Origin of the sequence: Pleomorphomonas sp. NRK KF1 (assembly GCF_023721755.1) — a bacterium.
GTDB lineage: Bacteria > Pseudomonadota > Alphaproteobacteria > Rhizobiales > Pleomorphomonadaceae > Pleomorphomonas.
On the sequence record NZ_JAMDLH010000005.1, the window covers coordinates 228,663 to 253,104 of the forward strand.

20 protein-coding genes are annotated in these 24,442 nt (G+C 66.0%); 9 read left to right on the forward strand and 11 right to left on the reverse strand.

Features of this window, described 5'->3' with window-relative positions:
* Both M4J39_RS14440 and M4J39_RS14445 read right to left on the reverse strand, forming a co-directional pair.
* Positions 1 to 1,524 carry an ATP-binding cassette domain-containing protein gene (locus M4J39_RS14440; protein ID WP_251729105.1) on the reverse strand — a complete coding sequence of 508 codons (1,524 nt, stop codon included), beginning with the start codon at positions 1,522 to 1,524 and terminating at the stop codon, positions 1 to 3.
* An 81-nt stretch (positions 1,525 to 1,605) separates the two neighbouring features.
* Positions 1,606 to 2,601 (reverse strand): BMP family protein, encoded by a 996-nt coding sequence (locus tag M4J39_RS14445; protein WP_251729106.1) that lies wholly within the window; start codon positions 2,599 to 2,601, stop codon positions 1,606 to 1,608.
* Positions 2,602 to 3,024: 423 nt separating this feature from the next.
* Between M4J39_RS14445 and M4J39_RS14450 the strand changes: the two genes are divergently transcribed.
* Positions 3,025 to 3,450, forward strand: a complete 426-nt coding sequence (locus M4J39_RS14450) for a methylglyoxal synthase (RefSeq protein ID WP_251729107.1) — start codon at positions 3,025 to 3,027, stop codon at positions 3,448 to 3,450.
* Positions 3,451 to 3,462: 12 nt separating this feature from the next.
* Entirely contained in the window at positions 3,463 to 4,479 is a 1,017-nt protein-coding gene (gene glk, locus M4J39_RS14455; protein WP_251729108.1) for a glucokinase, read from the forward strand.
* Between the two features lie 9 nt (positions 4,480 to 4,488).
* On the opposite strand, the gene M4J39_RS14460 is transcribed toward glk, so the two are convergent.
* Positions 4,489 to 7,416, reverse strand: a complete 2,928-nt coding sequence (locus tag M4J39_RS14460; protein ID WP_251729109.1) for an AsmA-like C-terminal region-containing protein — start codon at positions 7,414 to 7,416, stop codon at positions 4,489 to 4,491.
* A gap of 243 nt (positions 7,417 to 7,659) precedes the next feature.
* Here M4J39_RS14460 and phaR point away from each other — a divergent pair, with 243 nt between their 5' ends.
* Positions 7,660 to 8,226: a polyhydroxyalkanoate synthesis repressor PhaR gene (phaR, locus tag M4J39_RS14465; RefSeq protein WP_251729110.1), complete on the forward strand. Its 567-nt coding sequence runs from the start codon at positions 7,660 to 7,662 to the stop codon at positions 8,224 to 8,226.
* A gap of 6 nt (positions 8,227 to 8,232) precedes the next feature.
* Here the strand turns inward: phaR and M4J39_RS14470 are convergent, their stop codons facing one another.
* Complete coding sequence (locus tag M4J39_RS14470) at positions 8,233 to 9,987, reverse strand: EAL domain-containing protein (protein WP_251729111.1); 1,755 nt, start codon at positions 9,985 to 9,987, stop codon at positions 8,233 to 8,235.
* A 239-nt stretch (positions 9,988 to 10,226) separates the two neighbouring features.
* Here M4J39_RS14470 and M4J39_RS14475 point away from each other — a divergent pair, with 239 nt between their 5' ends.
* The gene (locus M4J39_RS14475; RefSeq protein WP_251729112.1) at positions 10,227 to 10,622 is read left to right on the forward strand and encodes a hypothetical protein; all 396 of its coding nucleotides are present in this window, start codon (positions 10,227 to 10,229) and stop codon (positions 10,620 to 10,622) included.
* 95 nt (positions 10,623 to 10,717) lie between these two features.
* Here M4J39_RS14475 and rpmF read toward each other — a convergent pair whose 3' ends face one another.
* The 3 genes from rpmF to putA all read right to left on the reverse strand — a co-directional run bounded on the left by rpmF (position 10,718) and on the right by putA (position 15,315).
* Positions 10,718 to 10,900, reverse strand: coding sequence for a 50S ribosomal protein L32 (gene rpmF / locus M4J39_RS14480; RefSeq protein ID WP_251729113.1), 183 nt, complete (start codon positions 10,898 to 10,900; stop codon positions 10,718 to 10,720).
* Between the two features lie 168 nt (positions 10,901 to 11,068).
* Positions 11,069 to 11,812: a monofunctional biosynthetic peptidoglycan transglycosylase gene (gene mtgA, locus M4J39_RS14485; protein ID WP_251729114.1), complete on the reverse strand. Its 744-nt coding sequence runs from the start codon at positions 11,810 to 11,812 to the stop codon at positions 11,069 to 11,071.
* 386 nt (positions 11,813 to 12,198) lie between these two features.
* Positions 12,199 to 15,315 carry a bifunctional proline dehydrogenase/L-glutamate gamma-semialdehyde dehydrogenase PutA gene (gene putA, locus M4J39_RS14490; protein ID WP_251729115.1) on the reverse strand — a complete coding sequence of 1,039 codons (3,117 nt, stop codon included), beginning with the start codon at positions 15,313 to 15,315 and terminating at the stop codon, positions 12,199 to 12,201.
* Between the two features lie 172 nt (positions 15,316 to 15,487).
* Here putA and M4J39_RS14495 point away from each other — a divergent pair, with 172 nt between their 5' ends.
* Positions 15,488 to 15,991, forward strand: a complete 504-nt coding sequence (locus M4J39_RS14495) for an Lrp/AsnC ligand binding domain-containing protein (protein WP_251729116.1) — start codon at positions 15,488 to 15,490, stop codon at positions 15,989 to 15,991.
* A 76-nt stretch (positions 15,992 to 16,067) separates the two neighbouring features.
* Entirely contained in the window at positions 16,068 to 16,994 is a 927-nt protein-coding gene (locus M4J39_RS14500) for a polyprenyl synthetase family protein (RefSeq protein ID WP_251729117.1), read from the forward strand.
* Between the two features lie 10 nt (positions 16,995 to 17,004).
* Here the strand turns inward: M4J39_RS14500 and ispG are convergent, their stop codons facing one another.
* Together ispG and M4J39_RS14510 are read right to left on the reverse strand one after the other, a co-directional pair.
* Positions 17,005 to 18,261, reverse strand: a complete 1,257-nt coding sequence (gene ispG / locus M4J39_RS14505) for a flavodoxin-dependent (E)-4-hydroxy-3-methylbut-2-enyl-diphosphate synthase (RefSeq protein WP_371875454.1) — start codon at positions 18,259 to 18,261, stop codon at positions 17,005 to 17,007.
* 7 nt (positions 18,262 to 18,268) lie between these two features.
* A complete protein-coding gene (locus M4J39_RS14510) occupies positions 18,269 to 18,787 on the reverse strand; it encodes a Fur family transcriptional regulator (RefSeq protein ID WP_251729118.1) in 519 nt (172 codons plus the stop codon).
* Positions 18,788 to 18,890: 103 nt separating this feature from the next.
* Between M4J39_RS14510 and M4J39_RS14515 the strand changes: the two genes are divergently transcribed.
* Positions 18,891 to 19,748 carry an SDR family NAD(P)-dependent oxidoreductase gene (locus M4J39_RS14515; RefSeq protein ID WP_251729119.1) on the forward strand — a complete coding sequence of 286 codons (858 nt, stop codon included), beginning with the start codon at positions 18,891 to 18,893 and terminating at the stop codon, positions 19,746 to 19,748.
* A gap of 176 nt (positions 19,749 to 19,924) precedes the next feature.
* Complete coding sequence (locus tag M4J39_RS14520) at positions 19,925 to 20,482, forward strand: HNH endonuclease (protein WP_251729120.1); 558 nt, start codon at positions 19,925 to 19,927, stop codon at positions 20,480 to 20,482.
* A gap of 10 nt (positions 20,483 to 20,492) precedes the next feature.
* Here the strand turns inward: M4J39_RS14520 and M4J39_RS23090 are convergent, their stop codons facing one another.
* Entirely contained in the window at positions 20,493 to 22,589 is a 2,097-nt protein-coding gene (locus tag M4J39_RS23090) for an EAL domain-containing protein (RefSeq protein WP_251729121.1), read from the reverse strand.
* A 188-nt stretch (positions 22,590 to 22,777) separates the two neighbouring features.
* On the opposite strand from M4J39_RS23090, the gene M4J39_RS14530 reads away from it, so the two are divergent.
* A complete protein-coding gene (locus M4J39_RS14530; protein WP_251729122.1) occupies positions 22,778 to 23,674 on the forward strand; it encodes a DMT family transporter in 897 nt (298 codons plus the stop codon).
* Here the strand turns inward: M4J39_RS14530 and gloB are convergent.
* Positions 23,667 to 24,437, reverse strand: a complete 771-nt coding sequence (gene gloB / locus M4J39_RS14535; protein WP_251729123.1) for a hydroxyacylglutathione hydrolase — start codon at positions 24,435 to 24,437, stop codon at positions 23,667 to 23,669. The genes M4J39_RS14530 and gloB overlap by 8 nt on opposite strands.
* Positions 24,438 to 24,442: the final 5 nt, after the last annotated feature.

The following is a 24,442-nucleotide window of genomic DNA, read 5'->3' on the forward strand; positions in this document are numbered from 1 at the left end:
TCACGCGGCAATGCCGGCCATCATCAGGCCGAGTGTCTGTTCACCGGTATCCGGCGTTTTCTCGCCAACCACGCGGCCGGCGAACATCACGAGGATGCGGTCGGAAAGGGAGCGGATCTCATCGAGTTCCACCGACACCAGGAGCACCGCTTTGCCGGCGTCGCGCATGGCGATCAGCCGACGGTGGATGAACTCGATGGCACCGATGTCGACGCCGCGCGTCGGCTGTCCCACCACAAGAAGCGCCGGGTCGCGTTCGATCTCGCGGGCGACGACGATCTTCTGCTGGTTGCCGCCGGAGAAATTGGCTGTCTTCAGCCGGCAGTTGGGCGGGCGAATGTCGTATTTCTCGATCTTGGCCTTGGCATCCTCGCGACAGGCGTCGAGATCGAGCAGCGGTCCCCGGCCGTAGCGGGAGTCGCGATGATAGCCGAGAACCGAGTTCTCGCTTTCCTCGAACCCCAGCACGAGGCCCATGTGATGCCGGTCTTCGGGAATGTGGCCGAGGCCGAGCGCCCTTAGACGGGCGGAATCGAAGCCTGTGACCGGCTTGCCGTGGATCAGGATTTCGCCTGACGCCGGCTTGCGGATGCCGGTGATCGCCTCCAGAAGCTCCGACTGGCCGTTGCCGGCGACGCCGGCAATGCCGACCACCTCGCCGGCCCGCACGTCGAACGAGACGTTGTCGACCATGGTCACGCCGCGACCGTCCTTGACGGTGAGGTTGCGAACCGACAGCACGATATCGCTCGGCGCCGCCGGTCCCTTCTCGACACGCAGCAGCACGCGGCGGCCGACCATCAGTTCGGCAAGCTCCTCGACCGTCGTCTCGGTGGTTCGCCGGGTCGCCACCATCTCGCCGCGCCGCATCACCGAAACCGTGTCGGTAATGGCCATGATCTCGCGGAGTTTGTGGGTGATCAGAACGATGGTCTTGCCCTGGTCGCGCAGCACGCCCAGAATCTTGAACAGGTGATCCGCCTCGGCCGGCGTCAGCACGCCCGTGGGTTCGTCGAGGATCAGGATCTCGGCGCCGCGATAGAGCGCCTTCAGGATCTCCACACGCTGCTGCAAGCCGACCGGCAGTTCCTCGATGATCGCGTCGGGATCGACCTCAAGCCCGTAGTCGGTTTCAAGGCGCTTCAGCGCCGACCGCGCTTCGGAAACGCCGCGGCCGAGCAGTGCGCCGCCTTCGACGCCGAGGATGACGTTCTCGAGCACGGAGAAATTCTCGACCAGCATGAAATGCTGATGGACCATGCCGATGCCGGCGGTAATGGCCGCCTGGCTGTCATCGATCACGGTGGCCTGGCCATTGATGCGGATCGAACCGGCGTCGGCATGGTAGAAGCCGTAGAGGATCGACATCAGCGTCGACTTGCCGGCGCCATTTTCGCCGATGATGCCGTGGATCGAGCCCTTGGCGACGGTGAGGTTGATGTTCTTGTTGGCGTGGACGGCGCCAAACTTCTTGTCGATGCCGATCAGTTCGATGGCGGGCGCTGCGGTCGGTGTTGGGCTCACGGCTTGACGGCTCCGGATACGAAAAAGGCGCAAGGCACGCCCGAAAAACCGGCCATGCCTTGCGCCCTCATGACGGTGAAATCACTTCGGGCAGGAGTTGTCCGACATGTAGTCGTGCACCTTGACCGCGCCGGAGACGATGTCGGTCTTGGCCTTCTCGACCGCCGCCAGGATTTCCGGCGTGATCAGAGGCTTGTTGTTGTCGTCGTAGGCCCAGGCGACGCCGTCTTCCTTGATGCCCAGCGCCTGCACGCCGGCCGTGAACTTGTCGGTCTTGGCGTCGGTGAAGGCGTTGTAGACGGCGAGATCGACGCGCTTGACCATCGAGGTCAGCACCGAACCCGGATGCAGATAGTTCTGGTTGCTGTCGACGCCGATCGAATACTTGCCCTGGTCGGCCGCCGTCTGCAGCACGCCGATGCCCGAGGCGCCAGCCGCCGCGTAGATCACGTCCGCGCCCTGATCGATCTGGCCCTTGGCGAGCTCGCCGCCGCGCACCGGGTCGCTCCAGGCGGCGCCGGTGGTGCCGACGTAGTTCTGAAGGACCTCGTTACCGGCCTTGGCAGCGCGGGCGCCCTGCTCGTAACCGCACTCGAACTTGCGGATCAGCGGAATGTCCATGCCGCCGACGAAGCCGACCTTTCCGGTCTTCGAGAACAGGCCGGCGACGGTGCCGACGAGGTAGGAGCCTTCCTCTTCCTTGTAGACCACCGAGCGAACATTCGGCTTGTCGACGACGGCGTCGACGATGACGAACTTGGTGTCGGGGAACTCGGTCGCCACCTTCTCGATGGCCGAGGTCCAGGCGAAGGAAACGGCCACAACCGGATTGAAGCCCTTGGAGGCGAAGTTGCGGATCGCCTGTTCGCCCTGGGTGTCGCCGGTCGGCTCGAAATCGCGGTACTCGATGCCGGTTTCGGCCTTGAACTTCTCCGCGCCGCCATAGGCCGCTTCGTTGAAGGACTTGTCGAACTTGCCACCGGTTCCGTAGACGAGCGCCGGCTTGACGTCCGCGGCCATGGCCGTGCTCGCCAGCATGGCTGCGACAAAGGTAGCGCCGATCAGTTTGTTGATCATCGTGTTCCTCACCCCTTTTGGAAGGAGCCCCCGTTCGGGCTGGTCGGCGGAGGAAACCCCAATTGCCCCTCCCCCGAGTGGCGCATACCTAAGCATGCTTTCTACGCGTTTGCATCGTCTTTCTTCTGTTTTTGACCAAATGGACAATATTGATGCACAACGCTTTCGGGGAAGGCAGCCGCTGCCGGATAACGCGTCAGCAACTGCGGAATCGCGCCGCTCCGCCGCTGTGGCATGGCGTAGCGCGCCGATATCACGGCGCAACCCACCAAGCCGACTTTACGTGTTTGCCCCTAGATTAGCCTGATAACAGCCCCTCGCAGCCGAAATTTCCGAGGAGCGAGGCGCAAAACCAATACCGTTTCAGGGGGAAAGGCGCTAAGAGCGTGCCCAGCGAGTTCCCTGCTGCACCCGAAGGACACGATGACCGCGCCCATCGCAACCGCCATCGCCCCGGCCATTGCGCTCGTCGCCCACGACGCCAGGAAGGACGAGATGGTCGCCTTCGCTCGCGCCCACGAGCGGCGGCTGTCGGACTTCCGCCTGTTCGCCACCGGCACCACTGGCGGCAGGATCCGGGAAGCCTGCCCCGCTCTCGACGTCACCCGACTGAAAAGCGGCCCGCTCGGCGGCGACCAGCAGATCGGCGCCATGATCGCCGAGGGGCGGCTCAGCGGCCTCATCTTCTTCATAGATCCCCTGTCGCCGATGCCGCACGACGTCGACGTCAAGGCGCTCACCCGCCTGTCGGTCGTCTACGACATTCCGATGGCGCTCAACCGTGCAACGGCGGAGCTTCTGATCCGCGCCGACGGCTTTGCCCCCCTCTCTCCCGTTTCCTCCGACTGAGCGAAGATCACGATGTCCCAGAGCGTTTCCAACGTCGTCACCTTTCCGGTCCTGTTCGCCGACATCGGCGGCACCAACGCCCGCTTTGCCCTCCTCGTCGATGCCGAGGGTGAAATCCGTCACTTCGATACCGTCGAGACGCGACTGTTTCCGACCATCGAGGACGCCATCCAGGGCGCAGTGATCGATGCCGGCGCCCCCGTCCCGAAGTCGCTTGTCTTTGCGCTGGCCGGCCCCATCGGCGAGGAGAGTACCCAGCTCACCAACTGCCCGTGGGTCGTTACCCCGAAGCGTCTCGTCGAACGCTTCAGGCTTGAGCACGTCATCCTGTTCAACGATTTCGAGGCGCTCGGCCTTTGCCTGCCCGGCCTGAAGCCGAAGGATCTCGTCGCCGTCGGTGGCACCCTGCCGCCGGAGCGCGGGACCAAGGTGGTAATTGGCCCCGGCACCGGCCTCGGCGCCGCCGGTCTGGTCGACGCAGCCGGCCTTTGGGTGCCGGTTCCCGGCGAGGGCGGACACATCGACCTCGCTCCGGTGACGGCCCGCGACTACGACATCTGGCCGCACATCGAGCGAGCCGGTGGCCGGGTCACCGGCGAGACCATCATTTGCGGCTCCGGTCTCCTGCGCCTTTACCGGGCGGTCGCCGCCGCCGGCAAAGCCCTCCCGGCCTGCGACACCCCGGCCGCCGTCACCGCCGCCGCCGAGGCGGGCGACCCGATGGCCGTCGAAACGGTTGCGCTGTTCGCCGAGCACCTCGGCCGCATTGCCGGCAACCTTGCCCTGACCTTCCTCTCCCATGGCGGCGTCTATCTGGCCGGCGGAATCGCGCCGCGCATCGTCAAGGTGCTGCAGCAGGGGGGCTTCCGGGCCGCCTTCGAGGACAAGTACCCCCACCAGGGACTTATGGCCTCGCTACCGACGGCGATCATCGTCCACGACCGTCCGGCGCTCGCCGGCCTCGTCGATTTCGCCCGCCGTCCGAACACCTTCGGCCTTCGCCTCGACGGCCGACACTGGCGCGGTTGAGCCACGTCGTCAGGGAATGCAGCGGCCGTCACGCCCCGGCCGGCAGGAGGAGCGCGGCGCGACGGCCGGCGTCGCGACGCTTCCGGATTTCCCGAGCGCACCGAGGTCGAGCGGTCCTCCGGTAGGAAGAGGCGAGCGCCCAACTTCCTTCTCTCGCCGTGGCGCGGACTGGGCGTCGGCCGGTCTTGCAAGAGGAAGGGGCGTGACGACCGCCGGTGCGGCGGCTTGCACGGGCAGCGTGTCTGCCGGCCCGGATGGTTCGGCAAGTTGGTCGATCATTGATGTCATGGCGTCCGGCTTGACGGCTTCGAGCTTCGGGACAGTCCCCTCGCCTTCGACCAGACGGGCGAAGCCGCCTTTCATGGTTGCCAGGCGCGCATACCCCCAGGTTGGGTCGGCCGGAAGACCCGGCAGATCGGGATAGAGGCGAGGCGCGGCAAGCGGGCCGACGATGGCCACCGGCACCTCGAAATCGGGATATCCATCCAGTTTCGGCTTGAGCCGCAGATCCAGGGCGCCGTTCCCAAGGCGGAGACTGCCGGCGCCCGCCAGATGAAGATCGCCGGCAGCGAAGGCGAGGTCATCGCTCGTCACGACGCCCTTTGACAGCTTCAACTGGCCGGACAGGGTATCGAAGCCGACCCGTCGCGCATCCGATCCGAAGCCGCGTTGTACGGCGCGGGCCACGCGGCCGAGCAACGCCACGGGATCGACGCCGTCGAGAACGCCGCGCGAGACCGAGAAGCCGGCAGTGCCGATGGCCGAGTTGAATAGGTCTCGCTGTGTCCGCCCTTCGGCAACGATATCTGCGACAAGACCGAACTCACCGTCGGCGACAGTGCCGATCAGCGGCGCAAGGCTGGCGAGGCGCGCGCCCTCCAAACGCCCCTTGACGGTGAAGGTTGGCCGGCTGCCGGCCTTGACTGTCAGCGTCGCCGCGCCACTGCCACCGCCAAGTGACAATCGGGAGAGCTCGATTTCGGCCCTCTTGTCGTCCAGGCGAAGATCGACAGGGGCGGCGGCGGCGGCCAACAGGCCGGCCGCGATGCCCCCTGCTTCGATACGCAAATCGGCGTCGACCCCGAGTGATCGAGTGGCTCCGGACAGGGTGCCGGCAACGGCGCCGGCCAGCGCCGAAATGTCGATGGTATCGCCGCTGAGGCGCCCGGTGAGTCGGCCACGATCGCCGGAGGTGGTCAGATCAAGCACACCGGCAAAGGCGCTGTCTCCAAGCAACAGGCGTGCGTCGGCCATCGTCAGGCGTCCGACACCGGCTTCGAACTGCCCATCCAGAGAGGCATTCGGCGGCAGATCGGCAACCCCCACAAGCGTTGGAAGCCGGCGAGTCGTCAAAGCCAGACTGCCGTCTGCAGCAACGGCAACGGGATCAATCGTGCCGTCGAACGCAATGGAGAGCGCCGGTCCATCGAGCTTGGCCAGGACCGGCGACGCACCACCCTCGATCAGCCGGCGCGGTGCCGCCTCGACCTCGAATGTGGCGACACCCGACGACGCCTTCGCCTGCCCGGTCAGCCGCGCCGGCTTGTCGAGGCCTATAATGGAAAGATCGGCGGAAAGATCGCTCAATGCCGGCAACGCCACCTTGCCGACGAGCGGCAGTTGTCGGAGAAATCCGTCGCGAAGCCGGCCGGCACCGTCAATGGCGAGTGTCGCCGCCAGCTCTTCGGCCGACTGCCCATAGGCCGACATGCGGAGATCCGCCGAAAGGCGGCCCGTAAGCGGCGAGGCGACGCCCGCCATTGCCGCAACGTCGGCAACCGAGACATTCTTGGCGGCCAGGGAAGCACCGAGCCGCCGGCCTTCGTCGGCGGGCAAGAGATCAACCCGACCGGACACCACGCCTTCACCCACCGACCCGTCGATACGCGCACCGAAGCGCCCCTCGCGGTCAACGGCGGTAACGCGAATCTTGCGAAGGCTACCGCCGGGGAAAGCCATTTCTGCAAGCTTCAGGTCGAAACCGGCATCGAAGGGCGCAGCACCGCCGAGCGGATCGAACCCGATCCGGCTCGCAAGCGCGGCCAACGCCGTCAGGGAGCTCGCCGGTAGTCGCCCGAAATCGGCATGGACATCGACGGATGCACGCGGCCCGGCAAGATCGTACGCTGCGGACAGACGCCCCGTGCTGCCAAAGAGGCTGGCGGTGGCGTCGACCATCTCGACCCGACCGGACGATAGCGTGATGGCGCCCTCGAGCTTTACCGCTCCGGAAGGGCCACCGAGCGTGGCGGCGTCCGGCACCGAAAGGTCGAGGCGGCCGGCAAAGGCACCGCCCGCCAACCCGCCGTCGAGACCAAGATTCAGCGCCGGAGCGACAAGCTGCGCCCGTGTGGCGCCCGCCGATCCCGCCTCGACCGTCAGCGACAGTGGAGTGCCATTCAGCGTTGCCTTGAAGGAAAGACGATCGGCATCGCCCGCACGACTGGCCGACGCCACCACCCCATCAAGGCTGGCTTCCGCGCCGCGCGCGGAAAACGTAAGCCGCCCGTCCAGTGCCTGAAAATGCCGGGCGGAAGCGCGATCGGCAAGGCCGGCCAGGGCACCGATCGCCTTGGCCGGGTCGAGATCGCCTTCCCCGAGCGAAAGACGCAGAACCGGCCGTTCGACCGTCACGCCGCTGAGTTCGGACGAACCGGACAGAAAGGGCACGGGATTGAGGGCGAGCAGAAGCCGATCGGCATGCACAGTGCCCAGACCGTCGGGCAATTCGATCCCGACGTCTGAGGCCACGACGCGGGGCGTCGGCAGCAGTTGCAAGTCGGCCTCGCCGATTCTGACCGTCGTGCCGGTGTCCGCCTCAAACGCGGCGATCGTCGGCTCCACGAACTTGTCGAGCGGAAAAAGAGGCGCCATCGCCAGGCGCAACGCCAGGACGACCAGCACCAGCCCCGACAAGGCCGTGATGACGCGAATCATGCCTCCCCGATCCCTCGACGCCCGCTCGGCACGCACCGTGATCTCCTCCGAAAGCCGGTGCAAGTTTATACAATACCAGTCCTTTCGGGCTTTGGCACCTTTCTCCGGCTATCCGTTGGGAGAAGCGTTCTGCCGCACTGCAAAATCGAATAAGTGCGGGGCAAAAGACTTGGCTGCACCGCATCATTGCCCATATGCTGGCTAAGCCGCGATGGAGCGCGGCGACGCGGCAAGAGGCTCCCGATGTCCAGGACAAGGCAGGGTACCGTCATCCGGAAGTATGCCAATCGCCGTCTCTACGACACGGGGACGTCGAGCTATGTCACCCTGCAAGACCTCGCCGCCATGGTGCGCGCCAATGTCGATTTCGTGGTGATCGACGCCCGAAGCGATCAGGACATTACCCACGAGGTACTGACCCAGATCATCCTCGAGGAGGAAACGCGCGGACCCCATCTTTTGCCGGTGAACTTTCTTCGCCAGCTCATCCGCTTCTACGGCGACGAGTTGCAGGCGATGGTGCCTGCCTTCCTCGAGTACTCCATCGGCCAGTTCGCCCGAGAACAGGGCAAAATGCGCGGCATCGCCGGCGAAGCGCTGGGCGCACCGGCCCTCAGCGAGAAGCTGGGTGAGCAGGTTCGCCTGAACGCGGAGTCCTTCGAGCGTGCCGTCCGCGCCGCCCTGCCCGGTGAAGGCCCGGACAATCAGACGCCCCCCGCCGAAAACCGAGCCTCCGACATCGACGCCCTGCGCGACGAGCTGGAAGCCATGCGGCGGCGGCTCGACCGGCTGGCGCCGGAAACCGAATAAACCCGTTCAGGCCGGCGCGATGACAACCGGCCCACGCAGCCAGCCCTCGTCATCGAGGCCATCCAGCACCGTGGCGCCCGGTCCCACCCGCAGGCGTGGCTCCCCGATCAGCTTTCCCTGGAAGGCGGTAATGCCGAGCTCGGCGAGCAGAGCCGCCGATGCTTCGTCCTGCACGAACTCGGCCACCGTGCGGATGCCGAAGTGGCCTGCAAGCGTTGTCAAAGCCTTGACGAAGACGACCGCGTCGGCGTCATGCCCGATATCGCGGATGAACGCACCATCGATCTTCAGCCAGTCCGGCTTGATGTCGCGCAGCATCCGAAGCGAGGTGTGGCCCGAGCCGAAGTCGTCGATGGCGATGCGGCAGCCTATATCGCGCACCGTGGCGACCATGTGCCGGAGATCGTCCAAGCGCGACAACGCCGCCGTCTCCGTGATCTCGATGGTCAACCGCCTGAGCGCGTCGCCGTCGCGGCGGGCACCGGCCACCAGCATGCTGAGCCAGGCCGGATCGGCCAGCGTTTCCGGCGACACGTTGACGGAGAGCCTGAGGGACGCCGAAGACTGGAGATCGGCCATCACCAGCGTCAGTGCCCGCATGTCGAGCCGGCGAATGAAGCCGAGCTTTTCGGCCGCTTCCACGTAAGGGCCGCCAGAGACGATCTCCTCCGACGGCAGGACCAGTCGGCTGAGCGCCTCGTAGGAAATGATCGTCCGGTCGACGGCCGAGGCGATCGGCTGGTAGGCCAGCACGAAACGATCCTCGGCAAGTCCTCGCTGGATGGTCTCGGCGACTTCGACGTTGCGGCGGCGGAGGGCATCGCGGGCGGCCGAGGGCTCGTAAAGAGTGAGATGGCGGTCGACGTCGCGCCGCGCATCGCCCAGCGCCTCCTCCGCCCGGTTGGCGGCCATGGCGCCGGTGAGCGCGTGATGAGGCAGCATCACCGCGCCGATGGCGACATCGGCACGGACGGAGGCGCCATCGCAGTCGATCGCCTCGTCGCGCACCGCATCGCGGAATCGTTCCGCGGCAATGATCAGCGCATGCTCGTCGCAATCATTGAGGATGGCGCCGAACTTGTGGCCCGAGAACGAGCCGAACACGTCGCCCTGTCGCATCCGGCGCAGAATGCGCTCGCCGGCGACGTCGATCACCCGGTCGCCAGCCTCGTAGCCGAAGTTGGCGTTGATACGGCCAATGTCGAGCACGGCAATGATCAGAAACACCGCCGAGCCCCCCTCGGCTTCCAGCAGCTTCAGTCGATCGTCGAGGCTTTGCAGCAACTCGTCACGGTCGAGCCGCCGATCCGGCCCGTAGAGACGAATGGGCGCGGTCGTCTCCGTATCTCGCGGCAGGACGCGGACGGTGCCACGGGCTCCGAGCGCCGGTTGTCCGGCTGGCCCATACCAGCTGCCGCTCTCCTCGACGCGTATGCCCTGCGGCTTGCCTCCACGCGGCATCAAATCGTAGACGAGCCGATAGTCGGGGCTTATTCGGTCTTCCGGCAACACGGGGGGCGGTGTCGCTGCAAGTCTCAGCGTTTCCGCCTGCGGCCCGATCAGGCGATGGAGTGAACGGCCAGAGAGTGGCACTTCATAGGCGGGAAGATCCAGGACCTCGCCGGCATTCGAGGACCAGCGCAAGCGGTCCTCTGCGTAGTTGTGGTCGAAAGCGGCTATGCCCGCTGCCGCCATCGCCGCGCTGATGCAGTCGACGCCTGCCAGCCTGTGTCCATCCGGTGAAACGAGATCGTCATCCATCTGTCGCCGTCCTCGCCGTTTTGGAACACCTACCGCAACGCCCCTACCAGGTGAACCGCGTTTTTGTTCCGTCCGTCAACGATCCACGCGCGAAATGCAGAGACCATCGGCTCTTTTTCCGAAGCTGGTCTTGCGCATTAAGTCTTTCTTAACCATTCTCAGGATCTGGCGCGCCGGTTGCTGGGCAACCCTCGAGTCGACACGACTTGTGCCGCAACGGCACAGTTCCTGAAAGGCCCGTGACCATGATCGGATCGGTAGGCTCCATCGGCGGAAGCGTCGGCGGCCAAAGCCTCGAAAGGGCGGCCCGCCGCGCGTCCGGTCGTTATGTCGAAGCGGCGGAGCGCGCCTCCGCCGACAGCGACAACCAGCGGTCCTTCGCCCTCGTTGATCCTCGCGCCGAGACCGGGAGCAGGACCGGCCATCGCTCCACCGCACCATCGGCGAACAGCTCCGCCTCGGCCCCCTTCGTGGCTCAACTCGCTGCCCTGGGCCTCGGCGATGCCGGCAGCGGCGAACGCCGCGTCCGCCGCGACCCCTTGCAGATCGTCGCCCGAGCCGACGCGCTTTATCGCGACGGCTATCGCCGCGTCACAGACCTCGAGCCCGGCTTCTTCGGAACCGCCGAGTACTGATCCCGCCCCCCCAAAAAACAAAAAGGCCGGCGCAATGCACCGGCTCTTTTCAAGTCGATCCCGGCCGCCATCGACGGCCGAGCGGATCCTTCTCGTCAGGCTTCCTTGGGGGCCAGGATCTGGCGACCGCGGTACATGCCGGTCTTGAGGTCGACGTGATGGGGACGACGCAGCTCACCCGAGGTCTTGTCCTCGACGTAGGTCGGCTGCTTCAGGGCATCGGCGGACCGACGCATGCCACGCCTGGACGGCGAGGTCTTTCGCTTGGGAACTGCCATTGTCTTCTACTCCATCGCCCGCTCGGAAGGGAGAACCGCAATGGTCCACCATTCGGGCGCGCGGGCGCTCGTTCCTAAAGATGCGGCCTTATACAGACTGATGCGCCACTTTGCCAGTGCCTGCCCGGAAAAAAGTGCGCGCTCCGTCGCAATCCCGATGGGCAGTCGTCACGACTTCAGGCACTCGACATAGGCACCGGACTGACTGACCCGACGCTCGATGATGCGGGCCAGGGTCTTCTGTGCCCGACTTGGCTTCAAAGGGTTGCGAATGGCAGGATTGGGCAGCGCGGCGGCGATCAGCGCCGCCTCGCGCCGGCTCAGCTTCGACGCCGACTTCTTGTAGTAATACTGGGCAGCCGCCTCGACGCCGTAAACGTTAGGGCCAAGTTCGGCGATGTTTAGGTAGATCTCCAGCGTCCGCCGCTTCGACCAGACGAGGTCGGCATAAAGGGCGAGCGGGATCTCCAGGCCTTTGCGGATGTAGGAGCGAGACGGCCACAGGAAGACGTTCTTCACCGTCTGCATCGTGATGGTGCTCGCCCCGCGGTTGGGGCCACCATCGCGGCTCAGCACCGATCGAAGCTGTTCCCAGTCGACGCCGTCATGAAAGCAGAACTGGCCGTCCTCGCTCATCACCACAGCCTGCCTCATGCTCGGTGCGATGTCGTCGAGATCGACCCACTGGCGACTGTAGCCCTGGAAACTGAGAAGATCGCCGACCATCAACGTCGATACCGGACGAACGAAAATGTAGAGCGGCGTCAGAACGAAGGGCAGGATGACGACCACCGCTGCGGCGATCGACAGCCTTCTGAGCCAGATCCGCCAGCCAGATCGCCTCACAGCAGCCGCCTCCTCGTCGTCCGCCATCGACTCGCCCTCGGCCATCGCCTCGCTGAGATCGCTCATGCCCCACCGCCTGTCGCCTCCTCATAAACCAACCGCGTCGGGCCGGCAAACGAGGGATAAGACGGTTGTTGCCCACCCCGCGCGCCGCGATCGCAGATCAATCTGCGCGACAGCCTGTCGATGCGGCAGTTGCTCGCATTTTATACAGACATGCCAAAAATTTGACATGGCGCAAATTGAGGCAACATGAGACCTTTGACTTGTGAGCGCTGCTTCGTCGGTCTTCCGTCTGGATCTTCCTCCTGATCCACCGTGGCACTCCAGCTTTCCTCCCAGAACTCAGGCCGGTAACCCCGGCCTGTTTTTTTGTGCGGAATCCCCTGGCGGCAAGCATGGAAAAGCCGGGGATCGCTCCCCGGCCTTCCGCCCCCTGCTTTTATCCTTGGTTAGTCGTCGCCCATGGCAACCAGCGTCGCGTTGCCGCCAGCCGCCGCCGTGTTGATCGACACCACCTGTTCCAGGGCAAACCGGGTGAGATAGTTCGGGCCACCCGCCTTGGGGCCGGTTCCGGACAGACCCGACCCACCGAAGGGCTGGGAGCCGACCACCGCGCCGATCATGTTCCGGTTGACGTAGACGTTGCCGACCGGAAGTCGCTCGACGATGCGCTTCACCGTCGCCTCGATGCGCGAATGAATGCCCAGGGTCAGGCCATAGCCGCTCACCGCGATGCTCTCGATAACCCTGTCGAGATCCTTCGCCTTGTAGCGGACGACGTGCAGCACCGGACCGAACACCTCGCGATCCAGGGCCGCCGCGTCGGGCAGTTCGATGATCGTCGGCGCGAAGTAGGTTCCCCCGGCCAGCGTTCCGTCCGGCACGTCACCCGAGAACAGCACGCTGTCCTTGCCCTTCCATGCCGCCACGTGAACGGCGAGCTTTTCGGTCTGCTCACGATCGATGATCGGCCCAACGTCGGTATCCGGCCGTCGCGGGTCGCCGACCTTGAGCTCCGCCGCCGCGCCCTTGACGAGGTCGATCATGTGGTCGGCGACATCTTCCTGCACGAACAGCAACCGCAGCGCCGAGCAGCGCTGGCCAGCCGAGCGGAAGGCGGAGGTGATGACGTCGTCGGTCACCTGCTCGCCGAGCGCCGTGGCATCGACGATCATGGCATTGAGGCCACCGGTCTCGGCGATCAGCGGCACGATCGGCCCACGCTTGGCGGCCAGCGTCCGATTGATGGCAAAGGCGGTGTCGGTGGAACCGGTGAAGGCGACGCCGGCGATGCGCGGATCGGCGGTCAATGCGGCTCCGGCCGTCCCGTCGCCGACGAGAAGGGCCAGCGCCGAAACCGGCACACCAGCCTCGTGCAGCAGCCGCACTGCCATGGCGCCGGTCAGCGGAGTCTGCTCGGCGGGCTTGGCGACAACGGTGTTGCCGGCCGCGAGCGCAGCGACCGTCTGTCCCATGAAGATGGCGAGCGGGAAGTTCCAGGGGGCGATGGCCGCGAATACGCCCCGACCACGGTAGGCCAGCCGGTTTTCCTCGCCGGTCGGCCCGGGCATGGCGATGGGCGAGACAAACAGTCTCCGCGCCTCGGCGGCATAGTAGCGACAGAAATCGACCGCCTCGCGCACTTCCGCAATGCCGTCGGACAGTGTCTTGCCGGCTTCGAGGCCGAGCACGGCAAGGTAGGCGGGGAGCCTGTCCTCGAGAAGATCGGCCGCCCGCTCGAGCACTGCCGCACGGGTCTCGGCCGGCGTTTCGGACCACTGCCGGAAGCCCGCGACGGCCGACGCCACAGCCTTCCCGGCGACCTGGGCATCGGCGTCGATCGCCTGCCCGATCGCCGTCTTGCCATCCACCGGTGACAAAAGAATGCGCGGCGAACCGGCAACGTCCGCGCCATCGATAATCGAGGCGGCCGTGCCGAAATCGCTTCCTGCCGCGGCGATGGCGGCCAGCAACGGTTCGAGCGCCTGTTCGTCGGCCAGTTCCATCCCGCGCGAGTTGCGACGGGCGCCGAACAGATCGGCAGGCAGCGGAATGCGGGCATGACGGGCGCGTTCGCCGCCATCCAGCACGTCGGCGGGACGCTTCAGCAAGGTCGAGATCTCCACTTTGGCATCGCCGACGGCGGCGACGAAGGACGAGTTGGCGCCGTTTTCCAGAAGGCGGCGAACGAGATAGGCGAGAAGGTCCTTGTGACCGCCGACGGGCGCATAGATGCGGCAGGGCTGACCGCCCGTCTCGGTCACCTCGCGGTAGAGCGTGTCGCCCATGCCGTGCAGCCGCTGGAACTCGAAATGACGGTCGGCACCGGCGATCTCCGACACCTCGGCCACCGTCAGCGCGTTGTGCGTCGCGAACTGCGGATAGAGACGCGGACGGGCGCTGAGCAGCTTGTCGGCACAGACGAGATAGGAGAGGTCCGTCGACGCCTTGCGGGTGAACAGCGGATAGTCGTCAAGGCCGCGCTCCTGGCCCCGCTTCATCTCGGTATCCCAATAGGCGCCCTTGACGAGCCGAACCATGAACCGACGATTCAGGCTCTCGGCGAGCTCGATCATGTAGTCGATCACCGCCGGCGCCCGCTTCTGGTAGGCCTGCACGGCAAGGCCGAAACCGTCCCAGCCGGCCAGCGAGGGATCGTCGGCAACGGCGGCGATGACGTCGAGCGACAGCTTGAGGCGATCCGCCTCCTCGGCATCGACCGTCAGGTTGAGATCGTGGGCCTTCGCAGCCCGCGACAGTTCCAGGAGCTTCGGCACCAGTTCGGTCATCACGCGCTCGGCATTCAGCGCCTCGTAGCGCGGATGCAAAGCCGACAGCTTCACCGAAATGCCAGGCCGGGCCGGCAGAGCCTCGGAACCGGCCGACCGGCCGATCGCCTCGATCGCCTTGGCATAGTCGGCGAAGTAACGCTCCGCGTCGGCCGCCGTGCGGGCGCCCTCGCCCAGCATGTCATAGGAGTGGCGATAGCCCTTGCCGGCAAGTCCACGGGCGCGCGACAGCGCCGCCTCGATCGAGGTGCCCAGCACGAACTGGTGTCCCATGATCTTCATCGCCTGCCGCGTGGCGGCGCGCACCGGCGGCATGCCCAGGCGCTTGACGAGGCCGGTGATGACGTTCTCTGGCGTTTCCCCAGGCTGCAGCACCCGCGTCGTGACGCCAAGCGCCCAACCCGACGCGGCCACCAGCCAGGGATCCTCGCCCTTTCCATGAAAGCCGAAGGCGGCCGAGGCGAGCTTGTCCTCGATCAGCTTGTCGGCGGTAGCGCCATCGGGCACGCGCAAGAGTGCCTCGGCCATCACCATGATGGCGAGCCCCTCGCGCGTCGTCAGCGAATAGGCCTTCAGAAAATCCTCGACACCGCCGATGGCCGACTTGCCATCGCGAATGGCAGTAATGAGGCGACTGGCATGCGCATCGACGCGCGCCCGCGCCTCGGGGCTCTCGGGTCGCGCTGTCAGGAGACGCCGGACCACCTCCGTTTCGTCTTCCGCATAGGGCGACGAGAAACACGGAGCCCGGCGGGGCTCGGAAAGAACTGCAGACATCTGATCTCCGGAAGGTTGCCGCCTTGAGACGGCGGCTTTTGCTTATGTTCCGCAGGATAGCAGCAGGCTTTCGGTGACACTCTCCTTATTGAGGAATAGAATCCGGGCTATTCGCGGAATGAACCGTTTGTTACCGTGAAAATTCCGGATTGACCGGTCTTGGGAGCTTGCAATGGCGACAACAGGGGCTGACCGTTCTCATCGCAGCCAGGATATTCCCGGCCTCGATCGCATCGACCGCCGAATTCTCGCCGCACTTCAGGAAGACGGCCGGATCACCAACCTGGAACTGGCTGAGAAGATAGGCATGTCTGCGACGGCCACCGCCGAACGCGTCAAACGACTGTCGCGCGATGGATTCATTCTCGGCTATACAGCGCGCCTCGACCCTCTGCACCTTCAGCGTGGCCTGCTGGTCTTCGTCGAGATCAAGCTCGACCGCATGAATCCCGAGGTGTTCACCACCTTTGCCGCCGCAGTAAAGAGGGCGCCGGAAGTCCTCGAATGCCACCTGATCGCCGGCGGTTTCGACTATCTGGTCAAGGCACGCGTCCGCGACATGGAGGCCTACCGCGAGTTCCTGTCCGAGGTCCTGATGACGCTACCGGGGGTGCGGGAAACGCACACCTACCCGGTGATGGAGGAGGTGAAGAACACCACCGTCCTGCCGATATGATACGTTTTCCGCGCCTTGACCGGAGAGAGAGGCTGGCGCTACCACAGCGACCGCCTCTTGTCCGATCGGAGCCCCGATGACCGCCGCATTCGACATCGCCCTTTCCGACTTCGCTTCCGCGCTGGAGGCCGGTCTTGCGGTGCGTCTCGAACCGATCCCGCGTCCCGGCGAAGTCGCCCGGCCGGCGCGTCTTCTGGAGGCGATGCGACATGCGGTGCTGGCCGGCGGCAAGCGCCTCAGGCCCTTCCTGCTCAGCGAGGTCGCCCGCCTTCTCGATCCCAGCCTGACGATCGATGCGCTGATGCCCGCGGCGACGGCCATCGAGTGCCTGCACTGCTATTCGCTGGTTCACGACGACCTGCCGGCCATGGACGACGATGCGCTCAGGCGCGGCCGCCCGACCGTCCACGTCGCCTTTGACGAAGCAACGGCAATCCTGGCCGGCGACGCTCTCCTGACGCTGGCCTTCGACCTCCTTGCCGACCCTGCCTGCCACACCGACCCGGCGATCCGCGCGGCCCTCGTGCTCGATCTCGCCCGCGCCGGTGGCCTTGGCGGCATGGTCGGCGGCCAGATGCTGGACCTCGCGGCCGAAGGACGCTTTGGGGACGGAGCGCGACCCGACGAAGCCGACATTCGCAAGCTGCAGGCGATGAAGACCGGCGCGCTCATCCGCGCCGCCACGGTCATGGGCGCCCGGCTTGGTGGCGCGAGTGACGACGAACTGCGCCGCTTCGCGCGCTTCGGCGACATTCTCGGCCTCGCCTTCCAGCTCGCCGACGATCTTCTCGACGTCACCGCCACCGAAAGCGAGATGGGCAAGGCCGTCGCCAAGGATGCGGCCCACGGCAAGGGGACGCTGGTGGCCCGTCTCGGCATCGATGCCGTGCGCGCCGAGCTCGACCGGCTCGTCAGCGAGGCGACGGACCTGCTCGCCCCCTGGGGCACGCGGTCTGAAACGCTCGCCGCCGCCGCCCGGTTCGTCGCCGACCGGAGGCGTTAAACCCAGCGATTTACTCCGCCGCCGGCTTGCGGTTGGCGCCATCACCGAACCGCTGCTCGATATAGTCGAGCACCAGTGACTGGAAGTCGCGGGCGATGGTCGGTCCACGCAGCGTGGCCGCCTTCTGCCCATCGATGAACACCGGCGCCGCCGGGTTCTCGCCGGTGCCCGGCAGGGATATGCCGATGTCGGCGTGCTTGGATTCGCCGGGGCCGTTGACGATGCAGCCCATCACCGCCACCTGCAGCGCCTCGACGCCGGGATAGCGCTGCCGCCACTCTGGCATGGCGTCGCGGATCTGGTCCTGAATGGTCTTGGCCAGTTCCTGGAACACGGTGGAGGTGGTCCGACCACAACCCGGACAGGCGGCGACGATCGGCACGAAGCTGCGGAAGCCCATGACCTGCAACAGCTCCTGGGCCACCATCACCTCGCGCGTGCGGTCGCCGCCCGGCTCCGGCGTCAGCGACACGCGAATGGTGTCGCCGATGCCATGCTGCAGGAGGTAGCCCATCGAGGCCGACGAGGCGACGACGCCCTTGGTGCCCATGCCGGCCTCGGTAAGGCCGAGGTGCAGCGCATAGTCGCCGCGCGTGGCCAGATCGCCATAGACGGCGATCAGATCCTGAACCTGGCTGACCTTGGCTGACAGCACGATGCGGTCGCGCGGAAGGCCGATCTCCTCGGCGCGGGCGGCAGAGAGCAGCGCCGACTGCACCATGGCTTCGCGCATCACCTCCTGCGCCGTCATCGGCGAGCCCTTGGCCTTGTTCTCGTCCATCAGGCGCGTCGCCAGCTCCTGGTCGAGCGAGCCCCAGTTGACGCCGATCCGCACCGCCTTGCCATGGCGGGCGGCGATCTCGACGATGTCGCTGAAATGCCGGTCGCGCTTGGCGCGGACACCGACGTTGCCGGGGTTGATGCGATACTTGGCGAGCGCCTCGGCACAGGCCGGAAAATCGGCGAGCAACCGATGGCCGATGAAATGGAAGTCGCCGATCAGCGGCACGTCGACGCCGACGCGGTCGAGCCGCTCGCGAATGCGGGGCACGGCGGCGGCGCTTTCGTCGCGGTCGACGGTGATGCGCACCAGCTCCGAGCCGGCCCGCGCCAACGCCATCACCTGCGCCACCGTGGCGTCGATGTCGGCGGTGTCCGTGTTGGTCATCGATTGAACGACCACCGGCGCATCGCCGCCGATGGTCACCTTGCCAACCACGACGGGAACCGAGCGGCGGCGCGGCGCCGGACCGAAGGAACTCAGCATGCAATCCTCAACTGTGGCTGTGCGAATGGTCGTGGCGGCGTTCACCCGACTGGCAGGCAGCGCAAAGACCGCGAATCTCCAGAACAGATGCCGACGGCGTAAATCCCTCGGCCGCCGCGATGCGGGAGAGCAGGCCGCCGAGTTCGGCCGGCTCGGCCTCGGTCGCCGAACCACACCCCTCGCAGAGCAGGAACACCAGCGGCGCCTCCGGGGCGGACGCGGCATGCCCATGCTCCTCGATGCAGGCGAGGAAGGCATTTCGGCTCTCGATCCGGTGCGCAAACCGGTGGGCGACCAGAAAATCAAGGGCGCGATAGACCGAAATCGGGCTTGGCCGACGCGCCTTCCCGGCGATGCGGTCCATGATCTCGTAGGCCGACACCGGCGCGTGGCTTTCCAGCATCGCTTCCAGCACCTGCCGCCGCTGTTCGGTGAGACGCAGCCCCTCGTCGCGGCAGCGTTCCTCGGCGCGCGCGACGGCGCGGCTGCGGCAGGCTTGATGGTCGTGGTCGGAATCGTCGAGCAAGGTTCTCTCCAAGCGTCAAGGACAGTATATAGTCGGCCACGTCCTCCGGAGAAAGACTGATTGTCGTTCCGACCGGATCGTCTTTGCCAGCCAGAGGCCCTCCATGCGCTTTCCAGCCGTCGACCGCAGCATCCTCATCACCGGCGCTTCATCGGGCATCGGCCTTGCCGCCGCCACCACGATGGCCGGGCGCGGCTGGCGAGTATTCGCGACGGTGCGCCGCGACGAGGACCGGCAGAGGCTCGCCCACATTGCCGGCGTCACGCCGCTTCTCATGGATTACGCCGATCCTGCCTCGATCGCCGCCACGGCAGATGCCGTGCTCGAAGCAACCGGCGACCGGCTCGGCGCCCTCTACAACAACGGCGCCTACGGCCAGCCCGGCGCCCTGGAGGATCTTTCGACCGAGGTGCTGCGGCACGTCTTCGAGGTCAACGTGCTTGGCTGGCACGACCTCACCCGCCGGCTGATCCCCGCCATGCGGCGGGCCCGCGCCGGACGCGTCGTCATGTGCTCGTCGATCCTCGGTTTCCTGTCGATGCCCTATCGAGGCGCCTACAACGCCTCAAAGCACGCCATCGAAGGGCTTGCAGACAGTTGGCGACTGGAGCTGATCGATGCCGGCATCCACGTCGCCACCATCCAGCCGGGACCGATCGCCACCAACTTCTCGTCGACCGCCATGAAGAAGTTCCACGACAACGTCGACGTCGAGGGCTCCGCCAACGCCGAGGGCTATCGGCAGCGCCTCGCCGACATGCAGCGGCCGCCCGAGGCGTCCTTCTTCCGCAAGCCGCCCGAGGCCGTGGTGGATTGCCTCGTCCACGCCTGCGAATCAGAGCGGCCGCGTCCCTACTATCGGGTGACCTGGCTCACCAAGGGCGCAGCGGTGGTCAAGCACCTCCTGCCGGCCTCTTGGTTCGTCGGCTTGCTGCACCGCGCGGCCAGGGCGGGCAATTGATCAATGAAGGCAAAGATTTGGCGAGGTAATCGGGCGGACGAAACCCATCCGGGGCATTGCCTGCGAAACGGGCGGAAAACCTTGGCTTCCGGCTTCACATCAGCGACATCATCGGCGTAGAGTATCCCTTGCGTGGGGTGGGCTGGGACGCCCGCCTCGGTGAAGGAGAGCGTGAGGTGACGATCGCCGTCTCGCCGGACGCACACCCGGCGCTGGTGTTGAATGCGGATTACCGCCCGCTGAGTTATTTCCCCTTGTCGCTCTGGTCCTGGCAGGATGCGATCAAGGCGGTCTTTCTCGACCGGGTCAATATCGTCTCCGAATACGACGTGCTGGTGCGCAGCCCGAGTTTCGAGTTCCACCTGCCATCGGTCGTTTCGCTGAAGACCTTCGTCAAGCCGTCGCGCCAGCCGGCCTTCACCCGCTTCAACGTTTTCCTGCGTGACCGCTTCGAGTGCCAGTATTGCGGCAGCCGCGAGGACCTGACCTTCGATCACCTGATCCCGCGCTCCAAGGGCGGCCAGACCACCTGGGAGAACGTCGTCGCCGCCTGTTCGCCCTGCAATCTCAAAAAGGCCGACAAGACGGTATCGGAAGTGGGAATGACGCTCGCCGGCAAGCCCTTTGCGCCGACCGTGCACGACCTTCACAACAATGGCCGGCTGTTTCCGCCCAACCATCTTCATGAAAGCTGGCTGGACTTTCTCTATTGGGACGTCGAACTCGATCCTTGATGCGTGGTGACTATGCCCGCAACTGCCCGGCGGCCTGCTGTTCGCGGACGACGCGGCGCAGGATTTCGGAGCGGACCGTTGGAGCGCCAAAATAGTAGCCTTGCAGCTCGTGGCAGCCGGCCTGCTTCAGCGCTTCGGCCTCCTCCGCCATCTCGATGCCTTCGGCCGTCACCTCGGCACCCAGCGTTTCCGCCAGCGCCACCGCCGCCTGCACGAGGCTCTGCGACGCCGGGTCACGGATGACGTCGATCACCACGGACCGGTCGATCTTCACCTTGTCGAAGGCGAACCGGCGCAGATAGGCCACCGACGAGAAACCGGTACCGAAATCGTCGAGCGCCACCGACACGCCAAGCGCATGCAAGGCCTCGACGCTGCGGCGCGCCCGCTCCGGTTCGGACACCAGGAAGCTTTCGGTAATGTCGAGTTCAAGCCGATCGGGCGGCATTCCCGCCGTCTTCAGAATGGCTTCGAGTGCGTCCGGGAAACCGGGGTCGTGGAACTGGGCGGCGAAGACGTTGACGACCATCTTGAGGTCGCCGAAGGCGCGGGCATCGCGGGCGACGCGGCGCAACACATAGGTGCCGATCAGGTCGCTCATCCCTGCTTCTTCGGCAATGGCGAGGAACACCGCCGGGCTGACCGGGCCGGCTGGGCGGATCCAGCGGACCAGCGCTTCGACGGCAGAGATGCTGCCCGTCTTCGCAGAGACGACCGGCTGGTAATGCACCTGAAGGCCGTCGCTCGCCACCGCCTCTCGCAGTTCAGCGGCCAGGGTCGCCCGCGCCTGGCGATCGGCGTCCATGCCGGCATCGTAGAGATCGACACGATTCTTGCCGCCAGCCTTGGCGACATACATGGCAACGTCGGCCCGTCGCACCAACTCGCCCGGGGTGAGCTCGCCGTCGACATCCGCGGCGACGCCAACCGAGCAGCCGACCTTCACCATGCGCCCCTCGAAATCGAATGCTTCATCGAGGAAATCGACGAAGCTGTCGCCGAGTGCGCGCGCCCGTTCGACCGCCTGCGCCCCTTCGACCACCACGGCAAACTCGTCACCGCCGAGCCGCGCCAGTACGCCGCTGTCGCCGACCAGCGTTCGGAAGCCCGCCGCCGTCGCCCGGATCAGCCGGTCGCCGACATCGTGACCGTAGGTGTCGTTCACTTCCTTGAAGCCATCCAGGTCGGCGAACAAGACGGCGATCGCATGGCTCGGGTCCGCATAAGCCTCGGCGAGCCGCTGGTTGAAGGAGGCGCGGTTCGGCAGACCGGACAGTGGGTCGTGGCTCGCCGCGTGACGGGCCGTCGTTTCGTCATGACGGAGGCCGCTCATCATCTTCCAGATGGTGACGACCAGCACGCCCATCACCACGAACAACAGGAAAAGCACCGCAAGCACCGGCAGGCGGGCGCGTTCCATCGCCTCGGTTCCGGAAACGCGCGGTTCCCAGCCGATGGAACCGAGAACAACGCCCGACGCCGAGACCAGCGGCACGGCATCTTCCCCCAAAAGCGCCGGGCCGAATGTCAGATGCCGGACGCCGAGCGCGTCGGCCATGGCCATGAACTGCGCCCCGGTCATCGACCGACCGACAAGAAGATAGCGGGGGGATCCTGGCGCCGAGGGCGCCCCGGTACGCCTCTTGATCTCATGCAATCCGACCACCAGCGGACCGAGACGCGACTGGACGAAACCGGAGGTCGGCTGGCGCGCCGTCTGGCCGGCGGCGGCAATGATGGCGGCGACATCGGCACGGCTGATGCCGATCCCGTCCGGTCCGACCAGCCGTCCCGCATGGTAGGTGCGGATCGGCACGCCATCGGCGCCGACAATCGACAACGTGTCGAAAACACGTTCATCCCTGTCAGGACGAACCACCTCGCCATCCAGCAGACCGGGGTTCTCTCCATCCAGGTTGGCAGCATTCCAGACGGCGAACTCGGTGGCGGCGAGCCCCATCCGGGTCAGAGCGTCGTCCTTCAGCACGTCGACCACGCGTGCAATCCCGCGCCGATCGATGTCATTCACCTCCGCCGCCATGCGCGCCATGGCGAGGTAAACCACCGCCGCCGCGGCAAGCGCCGTCAACGCGGTCGGTACGACCACGCCAAAGACAAACTCCATCCAGCGACGATTGGCGAAAAACAAGGCAACGATCCGTCGGTTCTATCTTGCGGAGATTAGCGCGATACCGTTAAAGGCTCGCAAACTCGTCCGGCATCCTCAGGGGAAACACCGATCCGTTCGCTTGCCATTGAGCAGCATGCGGAACTGCCGGAAAAGCCGGGGAAGTCATGCCAAACCGCACGCGCGCCACCATGATCGGCCTGACCGCAATTCTCATGTGGTCGACGCTCGGCGTCTTCACCGGCGGTTCGGGAGCCGTGCCGCCCTTCCTCCTGAACGCCTTCTGTTTGGGTCTTTCCGGCTCGGTCGCCTCCATCTGGCTGGTTGCCAGGGGACGCACCGCCGTTCTGAGGCAGCCCCCCAGGGTCTGGATCGTGGGAACGCTCGGCCTGTTCGGCTACCACGCCCTCTACTTCACCGCCCTGCGTACGGCGCCGCTGGTCGAGGCCGGCCTGATCAACTATCTCTGGCCACTTCTGATCGTTCTGTTTTCCGGCCTCCTGCCCGGCGAGCGGCTACGCCCCCATCATCTCGCCGGTGTCGTCCTGGGCTTTCTCGGCGCCGCGCTTCTGGTGACGGCCGGTCAATCTCTGACCCTCGATGGCGGTTACGCCTTCGGTTACCTCGCCGCATTCTTCGCCGCCGTCGTCTGGGCCAGTTACTCGGTCATCTCGCGCCGCTTCGCCGGTGTCCCTTCGGAGGCTGTCGCCGGCTTCTGCATCGCCGCCGCCATCCTGAGCCTTCTCTGCCATGTCGCTTTCGAGGAAACGGTGCTGCCGTCCTCAGCCCTGGAGTGGTCTATGGTGGCACTCCTCGGCGCCTTCCCGGTCGGCCTCGCCTTCTTCGTCTGGGATCATGGCGTCAAGCACGGCAACATCCAGCTCATCGGCACCGCCGCCTATGCGACGCCGGTTCTGTCGACCCTGCTGCTCACCCTCACCGGCTACGGAACGCTGGGCCTGACCACGGCCATCGCCTGCGTCCTCGTCACGCTCGGAGCCATCGTCGCAGCCTGGGACTCCCTGCCCTTCCGGCGGCGGCTGGCCAGGCGAGCCATCACCTGAAGCTGTCCTTCCGCTTGCGCAGCTCGGCGAACACATCCACGGCAGGCTGACCCGACAGTCCCAGCCGTTCGGCCAGCCGGGGGTCGCCAGCTCTCAGGAACGGGTTTGTCAGGAGCTCCCGATCGAGCGTCACCGGCACCGTCGGGCGGTCGGCAGCGCGAAGCGCTTCCACCTCCGCGAGCCGCTCGGCAAGCGCCGCGTTGTCAGGATCGACCGTCAGCGCGAAACGTCCGTTCGACGCCGTATACTCGTGCCCAGGATAGATGGCCGTCTCCGCCGGCAAGGACGCGAGCCGGAGAAGCGAATCCCACATGTCGGCTGCGCTGCCTTCGAACAGACGACCGCAGCCAAGAGAGAACAGCGTATCGCCGCAAAACAGCGCCCGTGCTTCGGGCGAATGGTAGACGATATGGCCGCGCGTATGCCCCGGCGTGGCAATCACGCGAAAACCGAGCGAACCGACCGAGAAGGTCTCCCCATCTTCCACCGAGCGGTCGAGAGGTGGCAGGCGATGGGCGTCGGCGGCCGCGCCGATGAGCTGCGCGCCGGTGCGCTCGACGATCGCGGCGGCGCCTTCGATATGGTCATGGTGGTGATGGGTGAGAAGCAGGGCGTCGAGCCGCCCACCCGACGCTTCGACGGCCGAGAGGATGGGCGCCGCCTCCGGAGCATCGACGACCACCGCCGCGCCGCTGTCCTCGTCGCGAAGGAGATAGGCGTAGTTGTCGCTGAGACAGGCGATGACGTGGACCTTCGGAACCATCGGGA

What these genes read in the sequence shown, in the direction of transcription:
- M4J39_RS14445 (WP_251729106.1), bottom strand. Translation starts at nt 2,601, where the DNA reads ATGATCAACAAACTGATCGGCGCTACCTTTGTCGCAGCCATGCTGGCG.
- M4J39_RS14450 (WP_251729107.1), top strand. Translation starts at nt 3,025, where the DNA reads ATGACCGCGCCCATCGCAACCGCCATCGCCCCGGCCATTGCGCTCGTC.
- glk (WP_251729108.1), top strand. Translation starts at nt 3,463, where the DNA reads ATGTCCCAGAGCGTTTCCAACGTCGTCACCTTTCCGGTCCTGTTCGCC.
- M4J39_RS14460 (WP_251729109.1), bottom strand. Translation starts at nt 7,416, where the DNA reads ATGATTCGCGTCATCACGGCCTTGTCGGGGCTGGTGCTGGTCGTCCTG.
- phaR (WP_251729110.1), top strand. Translation starts at nt 7,660, where the DNA reads ATGTCCAGGACAAGGCAGGGTACCGTCATCCGGAAGTATGCCAATCGC.
- M4J39_RS14470 (WP_251729111.1), bottom strand. Translation starts at nt 9,987, where the DNA reads ATGGATGACGATCTCGTTTCACCGGATGGACACAGGCTGGCAGGCGTC.
- rpmF (WP_251729113.1), bottom strand. Translation starts at nt 10,900, where the DNA reads ATGGCAGTTCCCAAGCGAAAGACCTCGCCGTCCAGGCGTGGCATGCGT.
- mtgA (WP_251729114.1), bottom strand. Translation starts at nt 11,812, where the DNA reads ATGAGCGATCTCAGCGAGGCGATGGCCGAGGGCGAGTCGATGGCGGAC.
- putA (WP_251729115.1), bottom strand. Translation starts at nt 15,315, where the DNA reads ATGTCTGCAGTTCTTTCCGAGCCCCGCCGGGCTCCGTGTTTCTCGTCG.
- M4J39_RS14495 (WP_251729116.1), top strand. Translation starts at nt 15,488, where the DNA reads ATGGCGACAACAGGGGCTGACCGTTCTCATCGCAGCCAGGATATTCCC.
- M4J39_RS14500 (WP_251729117.1), top strand. Translation starts at nt 16,068, where the DNA reads ATGACCGCCGCATTCGACATCGCCCTTTCCGACTTCGCTTCCGCGCTG.
- ispG (WP_371875454.1), bottom strand. Translation starts at nt 18,261, where the DNA reads ATGCTGAGTTCCTTCGGTCCGGCGCCGCGCCGCCGCTCGGTTCCCGTC.
- M4J39_RS14515 (WP_251729119.1), top strand. Translation starts at nt 18,891, where the DNA reads ATGCGCTTTCCAGCCGTCGACCGCAGCATCCTCATCACCGGCGCTTCA.
- M4J39_RS14530 (WP_251729122.1), top strand. Translation starts at nt 22,778, where the DNA reads ATGCCAAACCGCACGCGCGCCACCATGATCGGCCTGACCGCAATTCTC.
- gloB (WP_251729123.1), bottom strand. Translation starts at nt 24,437, where the DNA reads ATGGTTCCGAAGGTCCACGTCATCGCCTGTCTCAGCGACAACTACGCC.